The sequence below is a fragment of the Niallia sp. WK069_GA_01 genome, from assembly GCF_983173855.1.
Map to the genome: position 1 here is coordinate 2,552,960 of NZ_OZ470138.1, position 22,432 is coordinate 2,575,391.

At 33.1% G+C, this 22,432-nt stretch carries 23 protein-coding genes; 15 read left to right on the top strand and 8 right to left on the bottom strand.

Annotation, left to right across the window (positions count from 1 at the left end; genetic code table 11):
* The first annotated feature begins 39 nt into the window (after nt 1-39).
* Nucleotides 40-939 (top strand): AEC family transporter, encoded by a 900-nt coding sequence (locus AC5LWL_RS12240; RefSeq protein ID WP_493434552.1) that lies wholly within the window; start codon nt 40-42, stop codon nt 937-939.
* A gap of 103 nt (nt 940-1,042) precedes the next feature.
* On the opposite strand, the gene AC5LWL_RS12245 is transcribed toward AC5LWL_RS12240, so the two are convergent.
* The gene (locus tag AC5LWL_RS12245) at nt 1,043-1,906 is read right to left on the bottom strand and encodes a YitT family protein (RefSeq protein WP_493434553.1); all 864 of its coding nucleotides are present in this window, start codon (nt 1,904-1,906) and stop codon (nt 1,043-1,045) included.
* Between the two features lie 207 nt (nt 1,907-2,113).
* Here AC5LWL_RS12245 and AC5LWL_RS12250 point away from each other — a divergent pair, with 207 nt between their 5' ends.
* From AC5LWL_RS12250 to AC5LWL_RS12280, 7 genes are all read left to right on the top strand, one after another.
* Nucleotides 2,114-2,446, top strand: coding sequence for a PadR family transcriptional regulator (locus AC5LWL_RS12250; protein ID WP_493434554.1), 333 nt, complete (start codon nt 2,114-2,116; stop codon nt 2,444-2,446).
* Complete coding sequence (locus AC5LWL_RS12255) at nt 2,443-3,087, top strand: hypothetical protein (RefSeq protein ID WP_493434555.1); 645 nt, start codon at nt 2,443-2,445, stop codon at nt 3,085-3,087. Before AC5LWL_RS12250 ends, AC5LWL_RS12255 begins: the two co-directional genes overlap by 4 nt.
* A gap of 144 nt (nt 3,088-3,231) precedes the next feature.
* Nucleotides 3,232-4,659 (top strand): DUF4153 domain-containing protein, encoded by a 1,428-nt coding sequence (locus AC5LWL_RS12260; protein WP_493434556.1) that lies wholly within the window; start codon nt 3,232-3,234, stop codon nt 4,657-4,659.
* 490 nt (nt 4,660-5,149) lie between these two features.
* Nucleotides 5,150-5,809 (top strand): sigma-70 family RNA polymerase sigma factor, encoded by a 660-nt coding sequence (locus AC5LWL_RS12265; protein WP_493434557.1) that lies wholly within the window; start codon nt 5,150-5,152, stop codon nt 5,807-5,809.
* 107 nt (nt 5,810-5,916) lie between these two features.
* The gene (clpP, locus tag AC5LWL_RS12270) at nt 5,917-6,498 is read left to right on the top strand and encodes an ATP-dependent Clp endopeptidase proteolytic subunit ClpP (protein ID WP_493434558.1); all 582 of its coding nucleotides are present in this window, start codon (nt 5,917-5,919) and stop codon (nt 6,496-6,498) included.
* A gap of 166 nt (nt 6,499-6,664) precedes the next feature.
* Nucleotides 6,665-7,855 carry a class I SAM-dependent rRNA methyltransferase gene (locus tag AC5LWL_RS12275; protein WP_493434559.1) on the top strand — a complete coding sequence of 397 codons (1,191 nt, stop codon included), beginning with the start codon at nt 6,665-6,667 and terminating at the stop codon, nt 7,853-7,855.
* A 142-nt stretch (nt 7,856-7,997) separates the two neighbouring features.
* Nucleotides 7,998-8,795 carry an HAD family hydrolase gene (locus AC5LWL_RS12280; RefSeq protein ID WP_493434560.1) on the top strand — a complete coding sequence of 266 codons (798 nt, stop codon included), beginning with the start codon at nt 7,998-8,000 and terminating at the stop codon, nt 8,793-8,795.
* Between the two features lie 61 nt (nt 8,796-8,856).
* Here AC5LWL_RS12280 and AC5LWL_RS12285 read toward each other — a convergent pair whose 3' ends face one another.
* Both AC5LWL_RS12285 and AC5LWL_RS12290 read right to left on the bottom strand, forming a co-directional pair.
* Nucleotides 8,857-9,318 carry an Lrp/AsnC family transcriptional regulator gene (locus AC5LWL_RS12285; RefSeq protein WP_493434561.1) on the bottom strand — a complete coding sequence of 154 codons (462 nt, stop codon included), beginning with the start codon at nt 9,316-9,318 and terminating at the stop codon, nt 8,857-8,859.
* A gap of 103 nt (nt 9,319-9,421) precedes the next feature.
* Complete coding sequence (locus AC5LWL_RS12290; protein ID WP_493434562.1) at nt 9,422-9,625, bottom strand: hypothetical protein; 204 nt, start codon at nt 9,623-9,625, stop codon at nt 9,422-9,424.
* Nucleotides 9,626-9,923: 298 nt separating this feature from the next.
* On the opposite strand from AC5LWL_RS12290, the gene AC5LWL_RS12295 reads away from it, so the two are divergent.
* From AC5LWL_RS12295 to ppc, 3 genes are all read left to right on the top strand, one after another.
* Nucleotides 9,924-10,304, top strand: coding sequence for a hypothetical protein (locus tag AC5LWL_RS12295; RefSeq protein WP_493434563.1), 381 nt, complete (start codon nt 9,924-9,926; stop codon nt 10,302-10,304).
* Nucleotides 10,305-10,485: 181 nt separating this feature from the next.
* The gene (locus AC5LWL_RS12300; protein ID WP_493434564.1) at nt 10,486-10,785 is read left to right on the top strand and encodes an iron-sulfur cluster assembly accessory protein; all 300 of its coding nucleotides are present in this window, start codon (nt 10,486-10,488) and stop codon (nt 10,783-10,785) included.
* Between the two features lie 260 nt (nt 10,786-11,045).
* On the top strand, nt 11,046-13,808 hold the full coding sequence (ppc, locus tag AC5LWL_RS12305; protein WP_493434565.1) for a phosphoenolpyruvate carboxylase: 2,763 nt from the start codon (nt 11,046-11,048) through the stop codon (nt 13,806-13,808).
* A gap of 198 nt (nt 13,809-14,006) precedes the next feature.
* Here ppc and AC5LWL_RS12310 read toward each other — a convergent pair whose 3' ends face one another.
* Complete coding sequence (locus AC5LWL_RS12310; protein WP_493434566.1) at nt 14,007-14,324, bottom strand: thioredoxin family protein; 318 nt, start codon at nt 14,322-14,324, stop codon at nt 14,007-14,009.
* 300 nt (nt 14,325-14,624) lie between these two features.
* On the opposite strand from AC5LWL_RS12310, the gene AC5LWL_RS12315 reads away from it, so the two are divergent.
* Nucleotides 14,625-15,056, top strand: coding sequence for a hypothetical protein (locus tag AC5LWL_RS12315; RefSeq protein WP_493434567.1), 432 nt, complete (start codon nt 14,625-14,627; stop codon nt 15,054-15,056).
* A 105-nt stretch (nt 15,057-15,161) separates the two neighbouring features.
* On the opposite strand, the gene AC5LWL_RS12320 is transcribed toward AC5LWL_RS12315, so the two are convergent.
* Nucleotides 15,162-15,953 (bottom strand): HAD family hydrolase, encoded by a 792-nt coding sequence (locus AC5LWL_RS12320; protein ID WP_493434568.1) that lies wholly within the window; start codon nt 15,951-15,953, stop codon nt 15,162-15,164.
* A 628-nt stretch (nt 15,954-16,581) separates the two neighbouring features.
* Entirely contained in the window at nt 16,582-17,505 is a 924-nt protein-coding gene (locus tag AC5LWL_RS12325; protein ID WP_493434569.1) for a MerR family transcriptional regulator, read from the bottom strand.
* Between the two features lie 349 nt (nt 17,506-17,854).
* Between AC5LWL_RS12325 and AC5LWL_RS12330 the strand changes: the two genes are divergently transcribed.
* The 3 genes from AC5LWL_RS12330 to AC5LWL_RS12340 all read left to right on the top strand — a co-directional run bounded on the left by AC5LWL_RS12330 (nt 17,855) and on the right by AC5LWL_RS12340 (nt 20,664).
* Complete coding sequence (locus AC5LWL_RS12330; RefSeq protein WP_493434570.1) at nt 17,855-19,000, top strand: metallophosphoesterase; 1,146 nt, start codon at nt 17,855-17,857, stop codon at nt 18,998-19,000.
* Nucleotides 19,001-19,082: 82 nt separating this feature from the next.
* The gene (locus AC5LWL_RS12335) at nt 19,083-20,087 is read left to right on the top strand and encodes an LLM class flavin-dependent oxidoreductase (RefSeq protein WP_493434571.1); all 1,005 of its coding nucleotides are present in this window, start codon (nt 19,083-19,085) and stop codon (nt 20,085-20,087) included.
* 169 nt (nt 20,088-20,256) lie between these two features.
* Complete coding sequence (locus tag AC5LWL_RS12340) at nt 20,257-20,664, top strand: hypothetical protein (RefSeq protein WP_493434572.1); 408 nt, start codon at nt 20,257-20,259, stop codon at nt 20,662-20,664.
* 80 nt (nt 20,665-20,744) lie between these two features.
* Here the strand turns inward: AC5LWL_RS12340 and AC5LWL_RS12345 are convergent, their stop codons facing one another.
* Nucleotides 20,745-21,722, bottom strand: a complete 978-nt coding sequence (locus tag AC5LWL_RS12345) for a cation diffusion facilitator family transporter (protein ID WP_493434573.1) — start codon at nt 21,720-21,722, stop codon at nt 20,745-20,747.
* Nucleotides 21,723-22,146: 424 nt separating this feature from the next.
* Nucleotides 22,147-22,320 (bottom strand): hypothetical protein, encoded by a 174-nt coding sequence (locus tag AC5LWL_RS12350; RefSeq protein WP_493434574.1) that lies wholly within the window; start codon nt 22,318-22,320, stop codon nt 22,147-22,149.
* Nucleotides 22,321-22,432: the final 112 nt, after the last annotated feature.

Genomic DNA, 22,432 nt, shown 5'->3' on the forward strand with positions numbered 1-22,432 from the left:
GTGTTTGCAACTCACTACATCTAAGACTGGAGTATGGATATGGAATTTTACGCAGTATTATTGCCTATATTTTTTATTTTTGGAGTAGGGTATATAGGACAGAAAGTTTTACATATAGATACAAAAGCAATTTCAACAATGAGTGTCTATTTAATGAGTCCTATTTTAGCTTTTAGTGTGTTTTATGAAAACGAAATGAACAATGAATATCTAATGATGACAATTTTTGCCCTTGCCTTAGTATTTGGAATAATCGCCATTATATATGTTGTTGGAAGGATAAGAGGGTATAGCAGCAAAAAAGTCTGCGGATTGATTTTAGCATCTGCTTTTATGAATAATGGAAATTACGGAACTCCTCTTGTACTATTTGCATTTGGAGTTCCGGCCTTGCATTATGCAGTTATATTAATGGTTATTCAGCAAATGATTATGGCGACTGTAGGGATTTATTATGCTGCAAAAGGGGCTTCGGAAAATGCTTCAGGCAAAGAAACTTTAAAAAAAGTAGTAAGAGTTCCCATTATGTATGGAGCGATTTTAGGGATCATCTTTCATTTTATTCAAATTCCAATAAGTGATACGATGATGGAAGCAATAAAGTTAGTAGGAAATGCAGCAATTCCTACTGTTATGCTTGTGCTTGGCATGGAACTAGCAAAAATATCGGTAAAGAATATTCAAATAAAACCTCTCACATTCGCTTTATTGCTGCGTTTAGTTATATCGCCATTGATTGCTTGGCTGATGACAGTGATTCTTCCAGTAGATGGTTTAGTCCAACAGTTAATGATTGTCCTAGCTGCAATGCCCGCTGCGGCAAATACAACGATGTATGCACTGCAATATGGAACGGAGCCGGATTTTGTCTCTTCTGCTACTTTATTTAGTACGTTGGCAAGTTTAATAACACTGCCAATTATTTTATCTCTTGTATAAAGAAGGTTGTCTTGGTAGTACAACTCCAATCTATAGTTAAGCGAAATAGTTAGGAGTTGAAGCTATTTTGGACAGCCTCTAACAGGGAGTGCATGTTATTTTATTAGTGAATGGCAGATTTAAATCTTCCTCCATGTGCTTCTTGTGTATCCATTATGGTAATAAAGGCATTTGCATCAATTTCTTGGACAATGCTTTTAAATTTAGCTACTTCTAAACGAGTAAAAACAACATAAAGCACTTCTTTATCTTGATCCAAATAGCCGCCTTTTCCTTTTAGTTTCGTAACTCCTCTTCCAAGTCGATCAGAAAGCGCTTCTGCAATTTCTTCGTATTCATCAGAAATGACCATCGCAGCTTTCGTATCATCAAACCCTTGAATAACAGCATCAAGTGCTTTACTGGCAATATAATAGGTTAAAATCGAGTACATCGCTTGTTCCCATTTCAGAACAAACCCTGCCCATGCAAAAACAAAAATATTGACGAACATCACAAATTCACCAACTGAAAAAGGAATTTTTTTTGATAATAAAATCCCTAGTATTTCCGTTCCATCCAATGCTCCTGAGTTTCGAATAACTAAACCAACCCCACCACCTAAAAGCAATCCTCCAAAAACAGTAGCAAGCAAAGGTTGTGAAGTTAAAGCTGGAACATGATGAAGACTGGATTCCACAATTCCTAATACTATAATAGCAAAAAGGGAGGAAATGCAGAAATTTTTACCAATATATTTATAACCTGCAAACAGAAACGGGAGGTTAATAATGAACACTAGTATCCCAAAACTAAAATCGGTCATATAATTAATAATTAAGGAAACCCCAATAATTCCACCATCAATAATTGTGTTTGGCACTAAAAATAATTCAATTGCAACAGCAGCAAGGCTCGCACCAGCCATCAGCATAATATAGCGAATAATGAAATGTGTTTTAGATTCTTTTTTATGTAATTTTCCCATTTGTTTACACCTTTCCTTACTAAATTCAAGGTATATAAATAATTTGATTTTAATTATGATTCCTCTTTTAATAAAAATTATACGAATTCAAGTGGATAACTAGTAATAGTCGAATGTTACGATGCGCTTTTCACTTTTTCTTGCCATTTATCTGCAAACAAATTACAATAGGAGTACAGTACATTAATATTCTAGGTAGGTGAAAAAATGTTTAATCGGGAGCTGGTAAAAGGCAGCACATCGTTAATTTTACTTCAATTATTAGCGGAAAAAGAAATGTATGGATATGAACTCGTAAAAGAAATGGAAAGCAGAAGTGATTATTCTCTGCAAGTAAAAGAGGGGACTTTATATCCGGCATTGCATAAATTAGAAAAACAAGAATATGTAGAATCGTTTTGGCAGGAATCAGAAAAAGGGCCAGCAAGAAAATATTATCGCATTACAGAGACAGGAAAAGAAATATTGCTGCAAAAAACTAGTGAATGGAAAAATTTTGTGCAGACAATTGATAAAGTAATTGGGAGAAAAGGAATATGATTGCTTCGAAACAGGAGTACTTAGTTCTGCTTCACAAGAGGTTAAAACATAATGATAACCAAGATGAGATAGTGTTAGAGTATGATCTTCATTTATCCGAGCTTTTAGAAGATATATATATGGAAAAACAGTTAGAAGAAAAAGAAGCAATGGCCATTGTTTTGGAGAGGTTTGGGGAGCCGGAAGAAATCGCTCAGCTGTATGCGGAAGAACAAACGGTTACAGCAAACAAAACAAAATGGATCTTTTTTTTCGGAAACTTGGTCTTTTTTACAGGGGGAATTTGTTTAACGATCTTTTATCATTATCTTTCTTTTCCTCTAATAAGAAAATTATGGGCTTTTCTTGTAAGTATTCCTTTTTACCTAATTGTTCTGTATCTCTTTTTTTGGCTGCTGTTAGGATATGAGGTAGGCAAAGAATTTGGTCTTGGGGGAAAAAAGCTTTTGAAAAAAACATTTTACATATCATTGGCACCAAATTTGCTCTTAATGATGTTGGTTATTTTTCGAATTGTCCCATCTACTGTTTTTGATCCATTATTAACACCTGATTTTATTTTGATTTGTATTGTTGCTACCTTTTTCTTATATCCTATTTCTATATTAGGATTTCGCTTTGGAACAACAAGATCTATTTAAGTTGTTCTGTCTGTCTACTATGTAGAATTTCTATGCTGCGGTTTCTCGCTCTGCCAGTTTTGAAAAAACACTTTATCTTTTTCTATAAAATAATAACTACTTATTGTTAACTATGTAGAATAACTATGTAAAGAGGGATAATAAATGAGTAAAAAAAATATCATCTATTTATTTGTATGTTTGATTTTAGCAGTTCTTACAGAAGTGAGCTTGTTTAAGGGGCCAATTGGAATCTCCTTTAGTATTTTTATCGTGTCCTTTTATGGGGTATATTTTTATTTAATAAAAAGAAAACAAACAACCCACAAACTTTTAGCCATGTATTTGTTTATTTGTATTTGGGTTTTAGCTTTGAGTTATTTGTTTATTGCTAATCCTGTGTTTTATGGCTTGAATCTTTTCGTTGTGATCTGTTTATTGTTTATTCACACATCTTTATTAACGAGTCCTGCGTTTATTGATTGGAGTTCTAGTTTATTTCTTGTTTATTTGGGAAAAAAAATAAAACAGTTCAATATATTTGCAAAGAAAATAATCGTATTTTTATTAAGGAAAATCATAAAAAATCCGAACAGTCAAACATATAAAAAAATAAAAAAAGTAATGATAGGATTAATTATTACAGGCCCAATTTTTACAATATTATTGATTTTGTTGACCGCATCAGATGAAAAGTTCGGTTCCTTTATAGTCACAATCATTCAACATATACTATCCATAAACATAACAGAAATCTGGACACCCCTTAGAATAATTCTTTTGTTTATTATTTTTGTTGTTGGAATAAAAACAGTTGGCAAGAAATTAGTTGTTGTACCAGTAAAACAGACAATAAGAGGTGGTGCATGGGATCTTACTATTGTATTAACGATAGTAGTGTCGATTAATCTTTTATATGCCCTGTTTACGATTGTACAATTTAAGTATTTTTTTAATGATGTATTAATAAATGACTTTACATATGCGACCTATGCTAAAAAAGGCTTTTTTGAATTAATGTTTGTTACGGTTATTAACTTTGTCATGATTATATGTGTTCATACATATACTGCCGTAAAAACGAAAGTGTTAAAAGTGCTTTTGTCTATCATGATTTTATTTAGTTTTGTTATGTTAGTATCTTCTCACTTGCGCTTATCGTTATACGAAGAAGCATATGGATATACCTATTTGCGATTGTTTTCCCATTCTTTTTTAATTTTATTAGTGGTGATATTTGGATTTACCATCGTAAAAATTTGGATGGAAAAACTGAATCTTATTCGAATCTTTTTGCTGACTGCCTTATTATATTATTGCAGCTTAAATATGATCAATATGGATCGGGTAATTGTGAGCCAAAACATTCTTCGTTACGAAAAAACGGGAGATATTGATTTGCAGTATATGTCCCATCTATCTGATGCTTCTATCCCAGCATTAGTTGATCTATATAAAAAAGATCAGAACAATCCTTTATTAAAACAATTATTAGCCGAAAAAAAAGACCAGCTATTAGTAAGAAAATCATCTTGGCAATCGTATAATATACCAGAAGAAAAAGCGAAAAAATCATTAAAAACAATCGAATAAACGGATATTCTAATAGTATACAAAATAGGAGGATCCATTAGCCATGCTGTTATTTGTCGTATTATGTACAGTTTTCGGTATTAAGCAGTGGAAATTCAATAAATGTTTGGCTATTATATTCTTTCTTCCATGTATAATCACAATCTGGTACCGCGAATTGTTTATTTAATATAATAGATACTCAAACAACAGGAATCGAACGATGATACATAAAAGAGGAGCATTCCATTATTTATAATCGAAGTTTAAAACAGCAGGGAGCAGTCAGAATACACAAAGACTCCTATGGGAATTGCGGGACAGACGAAGCGCAGCGAGGAGGCTCGGCGCCCGCCCCATGGAAAGCGAAGTGTATTCTGACTGCGGACTATTCGAGAGAACTAAAACCATTTTTATTGAGATTTTAAAATGCATTAAAATATTATTCTACCCGTATCTTTTTTCCATGCTAAAACGTTAAGGTTATAGTAACAAAAAAGGAGGGATGAAGATGAACGTCCACCAAATAAAAAATAGCCACAAGGACACCGTTTTCGTAGCTCACTATCATAAATTGCAAAAATATTGTACATTTCTTGGGATGAACAAATGGGAAAGAGAAGATATTGTTCAAGAAACCTTTCTGAAAGTATTAGAAAAGTATGAAGAACAAGCAATTACAACATCCCTGCTAAAAAAAACGGCCTATAATTATTGGATTGATACCATTCGCAAAAATAGAAAATGGAAATTAAATCAAGTGGAGGAGTATCAAAAAAGCAAGGAAGTAGAAATTGACACGTTAATGGCACTTGCAGAACAGCTTATAAACCATCTTACAATTAAGCAAGCAATTGTGTTTTTATTAGCAGAAGGATTCAGTTATTCATTAAAAGAAGTAGCAGAGGTTGTTAATATTTCAGAAGGTGCCGTCAAATCAATTCTTTTTCGGGCAAGAAATACGATTAAACAAACTATCATAGCTAATAAAGAAAATCGGAAAGCAGTAAATCAAGAGATAGTTACGATTTTTTATGATGCACTAAAGGAAGAAGATCCATCTCGATTAATCAGATTAATCCATTCCAACCAAATTTGTTTACAAACAGCCACCGTACTGCTGAAAAAGCCAGTACAAAATTGGCATGCTGAATGTTCTATGGCTGCATAAGTATAAAAAATGTAAAGTGTCTCTCCCATTTTGCTGTTTTTGACAGAAAAAGGATGAAAGTAGTTTAAAAAAATAATTGTTAGCTAAAAGGAAAGGAAGATGTTTTGATGAATGCAATTCCATATGTTATTGAGCAGGCAAATGGCGGTGAACGATCTTATGATATTTATTCTCGGCTTTTAAAGGATCGTATTATTATGTTAGGTGATGAAATTAATGATCATATTGCCAATAATGTTGTTGCACAGCTGTTGTTTTTAGCTGCGGATGATCCTGATAAAGATATTTCCATCTATATTAATAGTCCTGGAGGGTCGACAACAGCAGGTTTTTCCATTTTTGATACCATGCAATATATTAAACCAGATGTTCGAACAATATGCACGGGAATGGCAGCATCCTTTGGAGCCTTGTTGTTGTTAGCAGGAACAAAAGGGAAAAGGTATGCACTTCCGAATAGTGAAATTATGATCCATCAACCATTAGGAGGAGCAAGAGGGCAGGCAACGGAAATTGAAATAACTGCAAAACGAATACTGAAACTAAAAGAACAAATTAATGGCATTATTGCAGAAAGAACAGGTCAGAATATCGAAAAGATAGCAGCAGATACAGAACGAGATTTTTTTATGAGTGCTGAGGAAGCAAAAAGTTACGGGATTATTGATCAAATTATTCTTCCAAAATAGAAATAAGTGGGGAGCTCCTTATTTTTCTGCATAGCAGATTGATTTGAGAGCTTTTTCATTTTAATATAATTAATACGAAAGATAGGTGAATTAGCTGTTTTTCTGTATAATAGATGAAAGAAATAGTAATAGGTTATTTTATAACAGAAAGTAAATAGGTGAGAAAATGAAATCAGTTGAAGTAATTGTTGATCCATTATTTGAAAAAGGAATAAAAAACGGGAATCCATTAGTACACAAGGATGCCCTTTTAGATGTGTCAAGATTAGAGGAAGGCCAAATAATTGATGTCAAAAATAAAGCCAATCAATTTCTTGGAAGAGGATATTTTGGCATCCAAAATAAAGGAATAGGCTGGATTTTAACATCAGATCCATATACAGAAATCAATCAACAATTTTTTGAAAGCAAGCTGCAGGCAGCGATGAAAAAAAGAAGTGTGTTAGAAGAAGAGGTAGAAACGACAGCATATCGTTTATTTAATGGGGAAGGAGATGGCATTGGCGGTTTTACCATTGATCGATTTAATGAATATCTTCTCATTCAATGGTATAGCAAAGGGATTTATACTTTTAAAGAGATGATTATAAAGGCCATTCAGAATTCCATGTCATTTGCTGCGATTTATGAAAAGAAAAGATTTGACCAAAAAGGAAGTTATGTAGAAGACGATGATTTTGTAACTGGAACAAGAGGGGAATTTCCGATTATTATCAAGGAAAATGGGATAAATTATTCTGTTGATTTAAATGACGGCGCAATGGTTGGTATTTTTTTAGATCAAAGAGAAGTTCGTAAAACAATTCGGGATAAGTATGCGAAGGGAAAAGATGTGCTTAATACTTTTTCTTATACCGGTGCGTTTTCTGTTGCTGCTGCAATGGGAGGAAGTAAATCGACAACCAGTGTTGACTTAGCCAATCGAAGCAGGGCAAAAACTACTGAAAATTTTCAACTTAATTCCATTGATCTTGAAGCACAAAAAATTATTGTAGAAGATGTTTTTCATTATTTTAAATATGCGGTAAAGAAAAAATTATCATTCGATATGGTTATATTAGATCCACCAAGCTTTGCTCGCTCAAAAAAACACACTTTTCGTGCAGCTAAGGATTACGCTAGTTTATTAAAAGAAGCAATTGCTATAACCAAAACGAATGGCATTATTGTTGCATCGACAAACTGCAGCACGTTTGATATGAAAAAATTTAAAAGCTTTATTTTTGATGCTTTTAATAAACAAGCAAATAATTATGACCTGATAGAAGAATTTCAGCTGCCAACAGATTTCCGTTCCTTAAAAAACTTAAAGGAAAGCAATTATTTAAAAGTTGTTTTTCTAAGAAAACGAAAATAGTAAGTTGCGATGTAAAAGTTTCTTTGGAAAATCAACGACAGCAACTGCTTAAAAGAAGTTAGTATTTACATCTATATCATTACCTTGTAATCTATTATGTAAAGGACAACATCTAATACATAATGGATTGGGGCAAAACAAAATGATTAAAGCAATATTCTTTGATTTAGATGATACATTATTATGGGACAAAAAAAGTGTAAAAGAAGCATTTGTGAAAACATGCAAATTAGCAGAAGAAAAATATGGCGTTGCTGTAGAAAAAATAGAAGAAGCAGTGCGTAAAGAAGCTAGATCCTTATATGAAAGCTATGAAACATATTCCTTTACACAAATGATTGGAATTAACCCATTTGAAGGTTTATGGGGAGAATTTTTAGATGACCATGATTCTTTTCGTAAAATGAAGGAAATTGTTCCTTTATACCGGAAAGAAGCTTGGACAAACGGGTTAGCAGCTGTTGGAATTGATGATAAAGAATTGGGAGAGATTTTAGCAGAGGCATTTCCGCAGTTCAGAAAAGAATCTCCTTTTGTTTATGAAGAAACATTTGCTGTATTGGATCAATTAAAAGATAAATACAAGCTGGTGCTAATAACCAATGGTTCGCCACATTTACAAAATACAAAATTAACAATAACTCCCGAAATTGCGCCTTATTTTGATGAAATTGTTATTTCTGGTGCTTTTGGAAAAGGAAAACCAGATCCGTCCATTTTTGATCATGCCTTATCATTAGTACAGCTAGACAAAGAGGATGTATTAATGGTAGGCGATAATTTAATGACTGATATTCTTGGTGCAACAAGAGCAGGAATCAAATCTGTTTGGATCAACCGTGAAAATGCAAGCCATACAGATGTTGTTCCTACATATGAAATTACCAATTTGCACGATTTATTTGAAGTGGTTAAATCAATTACGGTACCGTCTAAATAGATCATTAATGAAAGCAGGAAAAGAGGCAACCCTCTTTTCCTGCTTTTTTTAGAGAAATCAGTTAATCTTTTTGATTCTCCTCATCCTTTTCAAAAGGCAATAAATGCCTATATGGAACAGGAGAAGCCAAAATGACAGATGTATTAATGGTTCCATATGGTATTAAACGGTCAACAAGCTGTCTCATCCCATTAATTCCAGAAACAGCTGCTTTTATCGTATAGCTAATTGGTCCTGTTACACGGTGGCATTCAATGACATCTTCTTCTGTTTGAATAAATTCTTCAAAAGCCTGTGCTTCTGCTTTTAATTCACTTATTTGAATAAAAAGCAAAGTTTCTCTCCCCAGTTTAGCAGGTGAAACCCTTGCACTGAATTCTAAGATTATTCCTTTTTCTTGCAATCTTAGTAATCTTTCTGAAACGCTTGGACGACTTAATGCTAATTTTTTTGATAAGTCGCTAACTGTTATTCTTCCATCTTCTTGCAAAATCTTTAATAAATGTATATCTACCTTATCCATTTTACGCTCCTTTTACAAAATGAATTGAGAACGGCTTGAATTTATTCGAAGTTTAGGGATTTAAGTGAAATTCCTTACTTTTTGTTATGTAAAAAGCTTCGATTTATTCTATCATTAAAATTACAATAATTCCACTTAATAACGAACAATTCTTTTTAGCATTCACAGAAATAATAAATTTGCTTAATGAGTGTTCAAGCAGAAAATTTATATTATATAAAAGCCGCATGCTCCATGATAACTGTTGGACTGGTATCATGCTTGTCCTATTTTCTTCTTCCACAGCCTTTCCTCTTCTAGTCACCATTAACTTTGTTTTCCTTTCATATTAGTAGCTCATAATCACATTTTGTATGTTAATGGAAGAGCTGGGCAGTATGGTTTCCATATTTTAAAAAGTGATTACAAAAATAAAAAAAGCAATCCATATCATTGTGTAAAGCTGTTCTCGTATTTTTTATCAGCAAATAAGAAAATATCTTTTTATTTAGAAAAATAAGTTGACATTGATAATCATTTTCATTTAAAATAAAAGAAATAAAACGAATATTTATTTTTTCTATATAGTATATAAAATAAATAAAAGCAGGAAGGTGTCGGGGGAAATGAAGAATAATTATATTGTCGCAAGCTCATTTCAATATATGATTGAATGTACTTGTCCTAGTCCAGATCATGTTTTCTCAATTAATTTACATAAAGGTGATATGATCACAGTAACGGAAGAGAAGAAATATATTGATTCACTCGGCTGGTTAGTGCTTGTTCTAATAAATGATTATCAAGTTTATATGTATATACAGGAATTAGAAGATTTTGTTGCGGAGCGAAAGATTTATTCCGTTATGGATCTTGATTTAAAAATAAACTACTTGCAATTTAAAGTAAATGAAACATTGGATAGTTTGGATAAAAATAATTTTTCAGTATTTGCAAAAGAACTGGTTCAGTTAAGGGAAATTCAAGATAGTGTAGCGGTTTGCTAAAAAAAGATAATTCGGATATTAGCAATTATTCAACGAAAAAACCAGGAAGCGGGTCTTCCTGGTTTTTTTGTTGAATAATTGTTCAGCATAATAATTTCGAATATTTGCAAACTATATTTTGGAAGATTACAATAGATGAGAAGCAATCATTTAATGTTTAAATTTTTTAGGAGGATTTATCATGAAAGTTAAAATCAATAGACATGCAGAAAAAGTGATGAAACAAATGTTGGCTAATGCAAAAGAGGAAGAAAAATTGCGAGTATACATTACCGAGCATCATGGCAATCATGCTCATTATGATTTAAAACTGGACAAGCAAACAGAATATGATGAAGTAGTGAAAACAGATAAAGAGGTGGAGGTATTGCTTGATACGCGAGAAGCAGACTTTTTAGATGGAGTTTGGGTTCAATATTTCCATGTGCCAGAGCCTGGGTTTGTGATTTATAATCCACATAAAGAAGTACATCATCATTAAATAAAAATTCTGTCACCTTTCATTTTAAGGTGACAGAATTTTTATATAAACCCATAATTTTGATCCTTCGAGAGAGAAAAATATACATATATTACCTAATGAGAACGATTTAATATCAATAATAGATTAATCATCGCCAACTTATCTTTTCTATCTATTAATAAACGTGAATAATTGATGAATTTTTCTAAAAATAGTGATACGATAAAAAAGTGTTAATAAGGTTTGAAATAATATTTAGATTAAGGGATGGTAATCTAATGACAACAAGACTAAAAGTAAACGAAAGCAGTCTCCCACTACGTAATGATGTAAAGCAGCTTGGTTATATATTAGGGGAAGTTTTAGTTCATCACGGTGGTCAGGAGCTTTTAGAGAAAGTAGAAACAATACGTAAAATTTCGAAAGAGCTGCGTCAAAATTATAGTGAATCTACATATAACGCACTCAAAGAAGAAATGGGGAAATTGGAAAGACCTATGCGAAGACAGGTCATTCGCGCTTTTTCTAAGTATTTTCATTTAGTGAATGTAGCAGAACAAAATCATCGAATTAGACGGAGAAGAGACTATCAGCTTCAAGATGAAAAAGGCATTCAGCCTGATTCTATTGAAAGTGCAATTCAAACATTTAAAAAGAAAAATTTATCAGAAACTGAGATTCAAAATGTACTAAATACGCTTTCATTAGAATTAATTATTACAGCACATCCAACAGAGTCTACTAAACGTTCTATTTTAGAGATTCAAAAACGAATTGCCTTATTACTGAAGCAACTTGAAAATCCTCGATTAACAGACAAAGAGCAAAAACAAATAGAAGAGGACTTATTTAATGAAATTACGGTAATGTGGCAAACAGATGAGTTAAGACTTCATAAACCTTCTGTGATGGATGAAGTTAGAAATGGTTTATATTATTTTGACCAAACGTTATTTGATGTTTTGCCGGAGATTCACCAAGAAGTTCAAAATGCACTTCATGAAAATTATCCTGATTTTAGCTGGAAGGTACCAAACTTTTTATCTTTTGGTTCATGGATTGGCGGAGACCGAGATGGGAATCCTAATGTAACACCAGAGATTACATGGCAGACACTGCATAAACAAAATCAATTAGTAATAAAAAAATACACAACAGCAGTTGTAGAATTAATGAAACGATTCAGTCATTCTACCAATAGAGTCACTGTTAGTCCGACATTAATGCAAACAATTGAAGAAGAAGAGCAGCTATATTTATCGGATGAGAAAAAATGGCCAATCGATAAAGAAGTGTATCGTAGAAAATTTGCTGTTATGATTGAAAGACTTAAACAAGTTGGCGTTTCTGACAAAGGGTATCAAAATGCGGATGAATTATTGCAGGATTTACTTATAATTAAAGAAAGCGTCAAAAGTCATCAGCCGAAAGATCATGAACAAAAGCAGCTGCAAAAATTAATACGCCAAGTTCAGCTTTTTGGATTTCATTTGGCAACTTTAGATATTCGTAATCACAGCGGCGAACATGAATCTGCTATTTCCGAAATATTAAGAAAAGTTCGCATCACTGATGATTACAGTAATTTGAATGAAGAAGAAAAAGTAAAGGTGTTAGAATCAGTATTAAATGATCCAAGACCCATTCTCTTATTAAATGAAGATTATTCAAAAGAGACACAGGAAATGATAAAAGTCTTTACTATGATTCGCGATGCACATAAAAAGTTTGGGAAACGTGCTATTACTGTATACTTAATTAGTATGGCCGAATCACCAAGTGATGTTTTAGAGGTTCTTGTATTAGCAAAAGAAGCAGGCATATATCGCTTGCATGCGGATGGAACGGTGGAAAGTCATTTAAATGTTGCACCATTGCTTGAAACAATTGATGACCTTATCGCGGGACCACAAATAATGGAAAAATTATTTACATTACCTGTTTATAAAGAACATCTTAAGCAGCATCGAAATCAGCAGGAAATAATGTTAGGATATTCTGATGGAAGCAAAGATGGAGGAACGCTTACTGCTAACTGGAAATTGTATAAAGCTCAGCGTGAAATCCATGAAATGGCCAGCGGTTATCAGATTGGCTTGAAGTTTTTCCATGGTCGTGGTGGTTCATTGGGTCGTGGCGGCGGTCCTCTAAACAAAAGCATTTTATCTCAACCTATCGAAACATTGGGGGATGGAGTGAAAATAACGGAGCAAGGTGAAGTATTGTCTTCAAGATATTTATTAGAAGATATTGCATTTAGAAGCCTTGAACAAGCAACATCAACTTTGTTATCTGCTTTTGCTAATATTTCTGAAGAAGTTAATAAATATAATGATAAAAAAGCAGTGTGGGAATCAACGATGGAAGAAATTTCAAGTGTTGCATTGCAAAAATATCAATCATTGGTATTTAATGATCCTGACTTTATGACATATTTTAAAGAAGCAACACCATTAAATGAAATCGGTAATTTAAAAATCGGTTCTAGACCAATGGCTAGAAAAAATAAAACCCGATTCGAAGATCTTCGTGCCATTCCATGGGTGTTTGCATGGACTCAAAGCAGACAATTATTACCTGCGTGGTATGCAGCTGGTACTGGTCTTGCAGAATTCACAAATAGAGGAGATAATCATTTAGCGATACTGCAAGATATGTATGAAAAATGGTCGTTTTTCCGTTCGACAATTGATAATCTCCAAATGGCATTAATGAAAGCTGATTTGCCTACTGCAAGAGAGTATTCTTCTTTAGTAGAAGATGAAGCAATCGGCAAAAGAATTTATGAGAATATTAAAGAAGAATATAATAAAACAAAGACTGTTTTACTGCAAATTACAGGAAAAGAAGAACTATTGGATCATACACCGTCTATTCAAGAATCTGTCTATAGACGAAACCCATATGTTGATCCTTTAAACTTTTTCCAAGTAGAATTAATTAAACAGCTTCGTGAACAAGAAAATCCTGATCCAGAGTTAATGAATCAAGTTCTATTGACAATTAACGGAATTGCTGCAGGTTTACGCAATACTGGTTGATTTTTTAAAAGCAAAAAGAAGAGAAAGGGTGAATTACAGCCCCTTTACTCTTCTTTTTTTATGAATAGTTGAAAAGAAACTATCACCTTTTTACTGCATTATTAGCCTAGCCTAACTCGTCCGACTAAAAGATAAAACACCTTTTTTATTGGTCTGAACATTTTCATCTCGGCTAGGACAGCAGGTAATTTTGCTTTTTTATTTATATGATTGTAAAAATTCTTCTACTTGTTCTGGTGTTTTAGCATTAGCACTATGTAAATGGCCAATTTTTTCGCCATTTTTAAAAACTAATAAACTTGGAATGCCCATTACATCAAATTTTTCAGCTAAACTTGGTAATTCGTCTTTATTTAAGCTGAACCATTTTTTATCGGTATTTACAGCGATGATTTCCTCAATAAAAAGATCCATTCTTGTGCAATCAGGGCACCATGTGGTAAAAAACTTAATAATAGTTGTTTCTTCTTGTTGAATGATTTGATCAAATTCTTCTACAGTTTGTATCTGTTTCATTTTGCACCTCAATAAAAATTTATTTATGATTCTCTTCTAAACAAAGAAGAGAACAGTATAATTATACACATAATAACATGATTTATCTTGTTTTATGATTAATTATAAAGATAGTCTTGATATATTCTTTGTTTTTATACTATGATATAAAAATGCTGTAAAGAAACTGCCTTAACTCTTTCAAATTAATTTATTCAATCATAAAACGAAGGAAATTGCTTTTTTGTTATATTAACATTCACTCCAGAATATAATAAGAGGTAGCAGTAAAGGTAGTGTTCTAGTTAGAGGAGGATATAGATGAGCGCAACGAAAATAAATATTTCGCCAGTAGAAAATAAGTACATAAAATTAATTTTAACTATTCAAGATATGGACAAAGAAAAACTAGAGGACTTAGGGGATTCTTTTTTGCTAAAGATTAATAAAAAAAGCAAAAGCGGCAATGAACTGAATTTTTCTATTTTCTTTAATAAAAAAATAATGAACAAGCCTGCTAGAACATCTAATCCGATTGTCAATATTACGAAAAATAAAAACCTTGTTTCATTTGAAGTTATCATGATGCTGGAATTAAATGAATTAAAAACAGAAGAAGATTTTTATTGGATCAGAAAAGAATATGCAACGACTCCACCATTTGAGCTTTCTTATAAAATGAACGAAGCATACTATGAGAAAAAGATAGGTCAGTACCTAACAACAGAGACAAATGCTGACAATGTCGATTAACTATATACATTGAGGGATCTAAAGGATGGTTATCACTGTCCTTTAGATCCCTTTTCATTAATAAAAGAAGCTTATGCAACTGCTATCCGCCGTTCATCTATACTTTTATTTTGGCATAAGTCCCAATGATTTTAATCCATTATATATACCTGAATCAGTTACAGAAGTTGTTTTATGTTTTGCATAAGCAAATAATTTTTCATTCGCATTTCCCATCGCAAAACCTTCTCCAACAGTGCTCAGCATTTCTTTATCATTTAATCCGTCTCCAAAGGCGATTGCTTCTTCTCTTTTTATTTGAAGTCGATCCAAAATCATCGAAACAGCCATTCCTTTGTTTACTTTGTCGCTTATTACATCATAAGCATGTCTAAATCCTTCAATATTTACTTGTGATAAATGAACATTCGCAAAACTTTCATATAGGTGAATGTCTTCTTCCTTTAAATTAACAATGGTAATGCCTAATATATTAAGCATTTCTTCTTCTGTAAAAGCTCTATTTTGCTTTAAATGGAATTTCTTAGCGAATTCATTTGTGATGGTGCTTTCTGGATTTGATAATAAATTATGAGTGTTGGTATATAAAATTAATTCATTATCTTTTTGTTGTGCGATTTGCATGTAAGTTTTTACAAGCTCTGCACTCATTGGTTCTCGTAACACATCTGCTCCATTATAAATGGCATAAGCACCATTGTATCCGATAAATGAATTAATACCGAGTGTTTCACCAATATCTGCAATTTCATGAAGCGGCCTTCCTGTGGCAAGAAACACTTCTATCCCTTGTTCTTGCACTAATTGAACAGCCTTTTTAGTTGATTCTTCTATTGTGTCATCTGGACGCAAAATCGTTCCGTCTATATCAAGAAACAATATTTTATATGTACTCATCTTGTCCTCCATTCCATCCATCAAAATTTTAATATCTGATTATTATAAGAGCTATACTATTATTTATTTTACCATATAATTGTCGAAATCAAAAAACAGAGCAAAAAATGCTCTAGCCACCTCAGGAGTACAAAATTTAAAATGGATGAAAAACATTTATTACAAAAAAAACTATCTTTAGAAAGCTGCCTCTGTTAATCGAATTCACGAAATGTCAAAAAATAACTGATCATGTCTATTATATAAATTAAATTTGCACATGGAACAAGAAGAGAAGCAGTTTTCTTAAGTTTTATAAGCAGGTAGCAGGTTTGAATACACGTGGGGATTACGGCGAATCGTGAGACAGATGAGGCCTCGAAGGAACAAGCGTAGCACCACGTAAAGCGAAGTGGACTTCATGGAGGGAGCCCTTTTTTTGGGGTAGGTATCCATGCAACCAAAAAGTTTGCACCATGGGGCATGAAAAAAAGCAGTATTCCATTTTTTTAAGATCTAAGTTTAATGCAGCCGGAATATACGAAGCCTCCCATGGAAAACGAAGTATATACCGGCTGCGGACTTATTAAGAGCGCCTATTTTCAGTGGAGATTAAGAAAAATAAAAATACCTCCAGCACTTTGTAAGTTTACCAAATATGCCACCAATGCTTTTTCTGCTCAATAGCTCCAGCAGGCTTTCGGAAACTTTGTACTAAGTCTTGAAAAGTTTGTTCTCTTTCTTTGATTTCTTGATGAAACTGCTCACGTTCTAATTGTAATGTTTCCATTATGTACTGATCATTGTGCTGCAAAAGTTCTACTGATTTATTTATTTCATTATTTGATTTAGAAAGTTGTTCAATCATCGTTTTTATTTCTTTTGAAGAATTAGTAGACGTTGTCCATTGCTTGGAATATGTCTTTCGTTCTGCTTTGGAAAGTTTAGATAATCGATGGATGTTTGTGCGAATTTCTTCATAATCAGCATTTTTTTTGTTTTCGTTGTTATGTATAGTTGTCGTTAAATCACCGATATCTTCTTTTATCTCTTCATTGGATTGTTGTATAGAAGCAGAAATTGCATTGGCTGCTTCCGTTTGACTTGTTCTGATTTCTTGCTTAATAGGCTCAAGCAAGTCATTACGCAGTCCATTCCGTATTTCCTCTTTTACTTCTTGAAGAAAATCTTGTTTATATGTTTCTAAAGAGGATAGGAACATTTTCATATTATTATGCTCCGTGTTAAGAGTTTTCTCAACGGTTGCAGGATTAGAAAGCGGTTTTTCAACCAACTCTACTGCAGTGCTATTGCTCGGTATTTCTGTTTGTTGTTCCTGTTTTGGATGAATTAGAAAAGTAATTCTTTCTTTTACTTTCGACTTAGGTAAATTATCTGCAAATAGTTGTTTAGCTTCAACTAATAAAGACAGCTCTTTATCTGTATAATAACGTGCTCCATTTTTATGACGAGGAATAAATAATACATCTTTTAAATCTTTTTCCCATTTTTTTATTTTATTTGGAGAGGTTGTAAGTCTTTTTGATACTTCATAAATACTATATGATTTCATTTTTCTCGCTCCTTATTGGGGTATTTTAGAAAATAAATAGGTTATAAAATAATCGTATGTATATATATTTTATATGCTGCGCTGCTTTTCCTGCGACATGACAAAAGGTATCAAAACTTCTAATAAGTAGACATTTTTCATCATTTTCTTTATTAGCCTGTTTTTAAATGGAAAGAATATCACGGTGTAGTTTTTTAAAGAGTGTGGACAATAAAGGATATTGGCACTATCATCTCACTTTGTCCTTTTTTCGAATGCAACTATTCCGATTAGATGAGTGTTTAGTTTTAAAGTACATGATGTGCAAAAGGATATTTGTACTTTTCTTATAATGGAGTTGATGAAAAATATGAAAAAAAATCTTTTCTTTCTTTTTATTTTGTTCTTTTTATTACCTATAAACAATGCGAACGGGGAGGAGTTGAATAAGCATTCCCGCGTGTCGCTGCGTATTTTAGAAACGACTGATATTCATTCCCATATTCTTGACTATGATTACGAAAAAAATAAAAGAACGATTGAATTTGGCTTAAATAGAACAGTAAGCCTTATTCAGCAGGCAAAAAAGGATCAAGATAATACATTATTATTTGACGTTGGAGATGTAATAAAGGGGAATGCATTAGCGGATTATGTAGCTTCCAGCAATGTTCTTTATTATTCCGATATTCATCCAGCATACAAAAGTATGAATCTGCTGAAGTATGATGCGGCTACTGTAGGGAATCATGAATTTAATTATGGCTTAGATTTTTTGTTAAAAAGTATTCAAGGAGCAGATTTCCCTTTTGTTAATGCGAATATTTATGTGGATGATCAAAATGATTATGAACAGGATGATATCCACTTTTTCTCTCCATATATTATCTTAAATAAGGAAGTTACGACCATTGATGGAAAAAAGAAAATGCTTAAAGTAGGGGTACTTGGCTTAATCACACCGATAACAGCTGAATGGGATAAAGAGCATTTAGCAAATAAAGTAAAAATAAAAAATATGCAAGAAACTGCAAAAGAGGTAGTCCCTAAAATGAAGGAAGATGGAGCAGATATAATTATTGCTCTTGTTCACGCAGGGCTTCATACGGATAATGACTTAAAAGATAAAAAGGGAAATAACGTAAAAGATGTTAGCAAAGTAGCTGGTATTGATGTTATTTTATATGGTCATTCACATAGTTTGTTTCCAAAAAAAGGAGAAAAAAGCACATCTCAAGTACAGCATCATAGTGGAAAAATAAATGGAAAACCAGCAGTACAAGCAGGTTATTGGGGAAATCATTTAGGAATTATTGATTTAACATTAGAGCAAAAAGGAGGGAATTGGACATTAATTGATAGCAAATCTTTAGCGAAACCAATTATTCGCATTATTAAAGGAAAAAAAGTTCCGATTGTATCTCCGTATCAGCCAATTGAATATATGATGCGCCAATATCATCAAGACACAATCGATTTTACAGAAAAAAATAAGAAGCAAAAAGAGCATCGATAATAGAAGGCAGTTCAATATATTTGAAAAATGAAGAGATTCGGTTATATAGTTAAAGAGAGGTTGAATTGAAGGAGGAACAGAAATGGAAAGAGATTTACAAAAAGTTAAATTTTCTGTTCTTGATTTATCACCAATTACAGAAGGAAGTACAGCAGCTGTTGCTTTTAAAAATAGTTTGGATTTAGCACAAAATGCTGAAAAATGGGGATATAATCGTTATTGGGTAGCAGAACACCATAATATGCCGGGAATAGCCAGTAGTGCTACTTCTGTTCTAATCGGTTATATAGCTGGAGGAACAAAACGCATTCGTGTAGGATCCGGTGGAATTATGCTTCCAAATCATGCACCGTTGGTTATTGCGGAACAATTTGGTACATTAGAGTCCTTGTATCCAAACAGAATTGATTTAGGGTTAGGGCGAGCTCCTGGAAGTGATCAGATTACTGCACATGCCCTTAGAAGAAGCACACGAAGAGATGGGGATGATTTTCCAGACCAATTAAATGAATTAAGAAATTATTTTCTGCCATATGAATTGGCTGAACTGCCTGTTAGAGCTATTCCTGGAGAAGGATTAAATATACCAATTTGGTTGCTAGGGTCAAGTGGATTTAGTGCAAAATTAGCTGGTGAATTGGGGCTTCCATTTGCTTTCGCCAGCCACTTTTCCCCGGATTATACATTGCCAGCATTAGAAATTTACCGAAAGAATTTTTGTCCCTCAACTAGCTTAGAGCGACCTTATGTGATGGTCGGGGCAAATGTAATAGTTGCGGAAACAGAGAAAAAAGCAACGTTTTTAGCTAGTTCATCTCAACAGCAATTTTTAAGTTTAATAAGGGGCAAACCATCCCAATTAAAGGCGCCGATTGAAAGGATGGATGATATATGGAGCTTTAACGAACAAGCGATTGTGAAACAGCAATTAAAAACCTCCATTGTAGGGACGCCAAAAACGGTCGAAAATAAATTGAGGCATTTTCTTCATGAAACGGGTGCAGACGAAATAATCGTGAACTCCCAAATATTTAATCATTCAGATCGACTAGAATCTTATCGAATGCTAAGTGAAATTGTAAATTAAGAGCGGGAAAAACGGCGAGGAAACGCGGGAAAACTGGTGAGGAACGCGGGAAAACCCCGAGAAACAGTGAAAAAATTTCGTGGATTCTTCTTTACATCAAAAGCAGTAGGTTTTGTTGAAACTCTACTATAAAAACAAGTGGTTTTTGAAAGAGATGGAGGTTTTCGTTGTGCAAACAACAAAAAAGTTACTTAACGAGGAAGAAGTAAAAGAGATATTGAAAAATATGGTGAATGTTGCGTATGAACAAATTAAAGAGGAGGCGATTCTTTTATGCATGGAATGCTGTGATGTAGATTTATTTGTCGCAGCGGATTCTCATCCTGAATTAGAAGAAGCGCTCAAAGTGAATTTTCAATTAGATGAATATGGGGATATTGCAGATCAAGAAGGCTACATAGAATTAATTAGGGATTTAGATGAATATTATGTGAAATTGCATATCCAATCCGGCTATTTTGATTATTTTCCAGCGGGAAATTATATCGTAAATGGCAAAGAAATTGAATCAGAAACCGATATGTTAGCACCAAAAGGTATCTTTTATGCGCCTTTTGAAGAAGCTGTAAAAAGATAAAATGAGTAGGAAAAAGGAGAATAGTTTCCTTTTTCCTATTTTTAAAAAGAGCGCTGTTTTCCATTAAACAAACGTTTGATTTACTTTTCACGTCCAAACTTAGCTGCTTCTGTCCAATTTAAGACACCATCATCTTTATCAAATTCGATAATAACGTCTGAAACTCCATTTTCCTTTAAAATTTGATTTTCAATGCGATGACGGATTTTATCTGCTTGTTCCACTGTTAATTTACTGTCAATTTCGATGCTAATTTCAACATGGAAATCTTCCCCTTCTTTATATACGATTAAATCTTGAATATCACGCACATCTGGATCTTTCATCGTGATGACACCGATTTTTCCTTGCATTTCTGCATCCGCTTCGCCAATAGCTCCAGCCGCATTGTCTAAAAAAACTCTGCCAACAACGATAAACATAAAGATACCAATAATGATAGAGGCAATACCTTCTGCTTGATAAAAAGGAGTGAATTCAGCGATGATAACAGCAATCATTGCTAACAATCCACCGCCTGTAGCAACAATATCTTCTAAAAAAACTAATTTAGTTGCAGGTTTAGCTCTTTTTAAATAAAGAAAGCTATGGGTAAATAACTTCCATCCTTTTACTTCTAATTCTAGGCCATTGACTATTTCTTTCATCGCTTTAATCAGCACAAAGAATTCAAGACAAACAGCGGCAGCTAAAACAATAAGATTTAAATAAAAACCAGTGCTCTTCGTTGGATGAAAAAGATGCTGAAAACCTTCTCGAATAGTCTCGTAAGACATAATACCAACAATTAGAACGGCACCTAAAAGCACTAAATTAACGAGTCTTCCAAATCCTCCTGGAAATCTTTTCGTTGGCTGTTTTTTGCTAAGTGCTGAACCAATAAACACAAAAAACTGATTGGCTGCATCTCCTAATGAATGCATCGTTTCAGCAAACATTGCCACATTGCCTGTTAGTATATAAGCAGCGCCCTTAATAATGGCAATGACGGTATTAACAGTAGCCGCTAATAGAGCAGACTTGTTTCCATTGCGCAAAAGTAAAAAGAAATCTTTCATATCGAACCCTCATTCCTAAATCATTCTTTCTATTATAAGCAAACTACAAATAAACATACTAGGCTGTCCGAAAAACGTTCATTCACTTCGCCACTCCCTATTTTCTGCGGTACTCCTAACTTAATAAGAAGGAGGAGCTATTAAAACTAAATACGCTATCCTTTTGTTTTCGTCGATAGATTCGCATCCTTGCAGTTTGAAATTTGCCCGCATACTTTCTCCATACGATGATACTTTAGATTGGAAATAATACAAAATATGGAAAGGTAAAAACCCATAGACGGAAATAATTCTAAGGGTTTTTATCTTCCTTGCTAATTTTTTATCTGGTAATTAAGACAGGATTTTCACTTCGATAAATGTAATTTTATGTATAGTAAGTCTTGGAAGTAAGTAAAAAAAGAAATTGGCGCTAAGCAATGGATTATGCTAAATCACTTTTGGCAACAGCGCTATTCCAATCAGGAAAATAATGAAGAGCATGTCTCATCAAATCAGGATGGCTTTGCTTCACCTTTTTCTTTGTTAAATTTTCTCCATGTGAGTGTAGTTGCTGAATAGCATTCATTACTTCCGTTGCAGTCATATTTACTTCCATTTCTTTACCTCCTTGCGTATTTGTATTCATTTTTGCCGGGAATAAAAAACAATATACCAATTTCCCTTCTTTTTTTACAATCGGTTAAGTAGGAAAGTAGGCAATTATTGCT

What these genes read in the sequence shown, in the direction of transcription:
- AC5LWL_RS12240 (WP_493434552.1), top strand. Translation starts at nt 40, where the DNA reads ATGGAATTTTACGCAGTATTATTGCCTATATTTTTTATTTTTGGAGTA.
- AC5LWL_RS12245 (WP_493434553.1), bottom strand. Translation starts at nt 1,906, where the DNA reads ATGGGAAAATTACATAAAAAAGAATCTAAAACACATTTCATTATTCGC.
- AC5LWL_RS12250 (WP_493434554.1), top strand. Translation starts at nt 2,114, where the DNA reads ATGTTTAATCGGGAGCTGGTAAAAGGCAGCACATCGTTAATTTTACTT.
- AC5LWL_RS12255 (WP_493434555.1), top strand. Translation starts at nt 2,443, where the DNA reads ATGATTGCTTCGAAACAGGAGTACTTAGTTCTGCTTCACAAGAGGTTA.
- AC5LWL_RS12260 (WP_493434556.1), top strand. Translation starts at nt 3,232, where the DNA reads ATGAGTAAAAAAAATATCATCTATTTATTTGTATGTTTGATTTTAGCA.
- AC5LWL_RS12265 (WP_493434557.1), top strand. Translation starts at nt 5,150, where the DNA reads ATGAACGTCCACCAAATAAAAAATAGCCACAAGGACACCGTTTTCGTA.
- clpP (WP_493434558.1), top strand. Translation starts at nt 5,917, where the DNA reads ATGAATGCAATTCCATATGTTATTGAGCAGGCAAATGGCGGTGAACGA.
- AC5LWL_RS12275 (WP_493434559.1), top strand. Translation starts at nt 6,665, where the DNA reads ATGAAATCAGTTGAAGTAATTGTTGATCCATTATTTGAAAAAGGAATA.
- AC5LWL_RS12280 (WP_493434560.1), top strand. Translation starts at nt 7,998, where the DNA reads ATGATTAAAGCAATATTCTTTGATTTAGATGATACATTATTATGGGAC.
- AC5LWL_RS12285 (WP_493434561.1), bottom strand. Translation starts at nt 9,318, where the DNA reads ATGGATAAGGTAGATATACATTTATTAAAGATTTTGCAAGAAGATGGA.
- AC5LWL_RS12290 (WP_493434562.1), bottom strand. Translation starts at nt 9,625, where the DNA reads ATGGTGACTAGAAGAGGAAAGGCTGTGGAAGAAGAAAATAGGACAAGC.
- AC5LWL_RS12295 (WP_493434563.1), top strand. Translation starts at nt 9,924, where the DNA reads ATGAAGAATAATTATATTGTCGCAAGCTCATTTCAATATATGATTGAA.
- AC5LWL_RS12300 (WP_493434564.1), top strand. Translation starts at nt 10,486, where the DNA reads ATGAAAGTTAAAATCAATAGACATGCAGAAAAAGTGATGAAACAAATG.
- ppc (WP_493434565.1), top strand. Translation starts at nt 11,046, where the DNA reads ATGACAACAAGACTAAAAGTAAACGAAAGCAGTCTCCCACTACGTAAT.
- AC5LWL_RS12310 (WP_493434566.1), bottom strand. Translation starts at nt 14,324, where the DNA reads ATGAAACAGATACAAACTGTAGAAGAATTTGATCAAATCATTCAACAA.
- AC5LWL_RS12315 (WP_493434567.1), top strand. Translation starts at nt 14,625, where the DNA reads ATGAGCGCAACGAAAATAAATATTTCGCCAGTAGAAAATAAGTACATA.
- AC5LWL_RS12320 (WP_493434568.1), bottom strand. Translation starts at nt 15,953, where the DNA reads ATGAGTACATATAAAATATTGTTTCTTGATATAGACGGAACGATTTTG.
- AC5LWL_RS12325 (WP_493434569.1), bottom strand. Translation starts at nt 17,505, where the DNA reads ATGAAATCATATAGTATTTATGAAGTATCAAAAAGACTTACAACCTCT.
- AC5LWL_RS12330 (WP_493434570.1), top strand. Translation starts at nt 17,855, where the DNA reads ATGAAAAAAAATCTTTTCTTTCTTTTTATTTTGTTCTTTTTATTACCT.
- AC5LWL_RS12335 (WP_493434571.1), top strand. Translation starts at nt 19,083, where the DNA reads ATGGAAAGAGATTTACAAAAAGTTAAATTTTCTGTTCTTGATTTATCA.
- AC5LWL_RS12345 (WP_493434573.1), bottom strand. Translation starts at nt 21,722, where the DNA reads ATGAAAGATTTCTTTTTACTTTTGCGCAATGGAAACAAGTCTGCTCTA.
- AC5LWL_RS12350 (WP_493434574.1), bottom strand. Translation starts at nt 22,320, where the DNA reads ATGGAAGTAAATATGACTGCAACGGAAGTAATGAATGCTATTCAGCAA.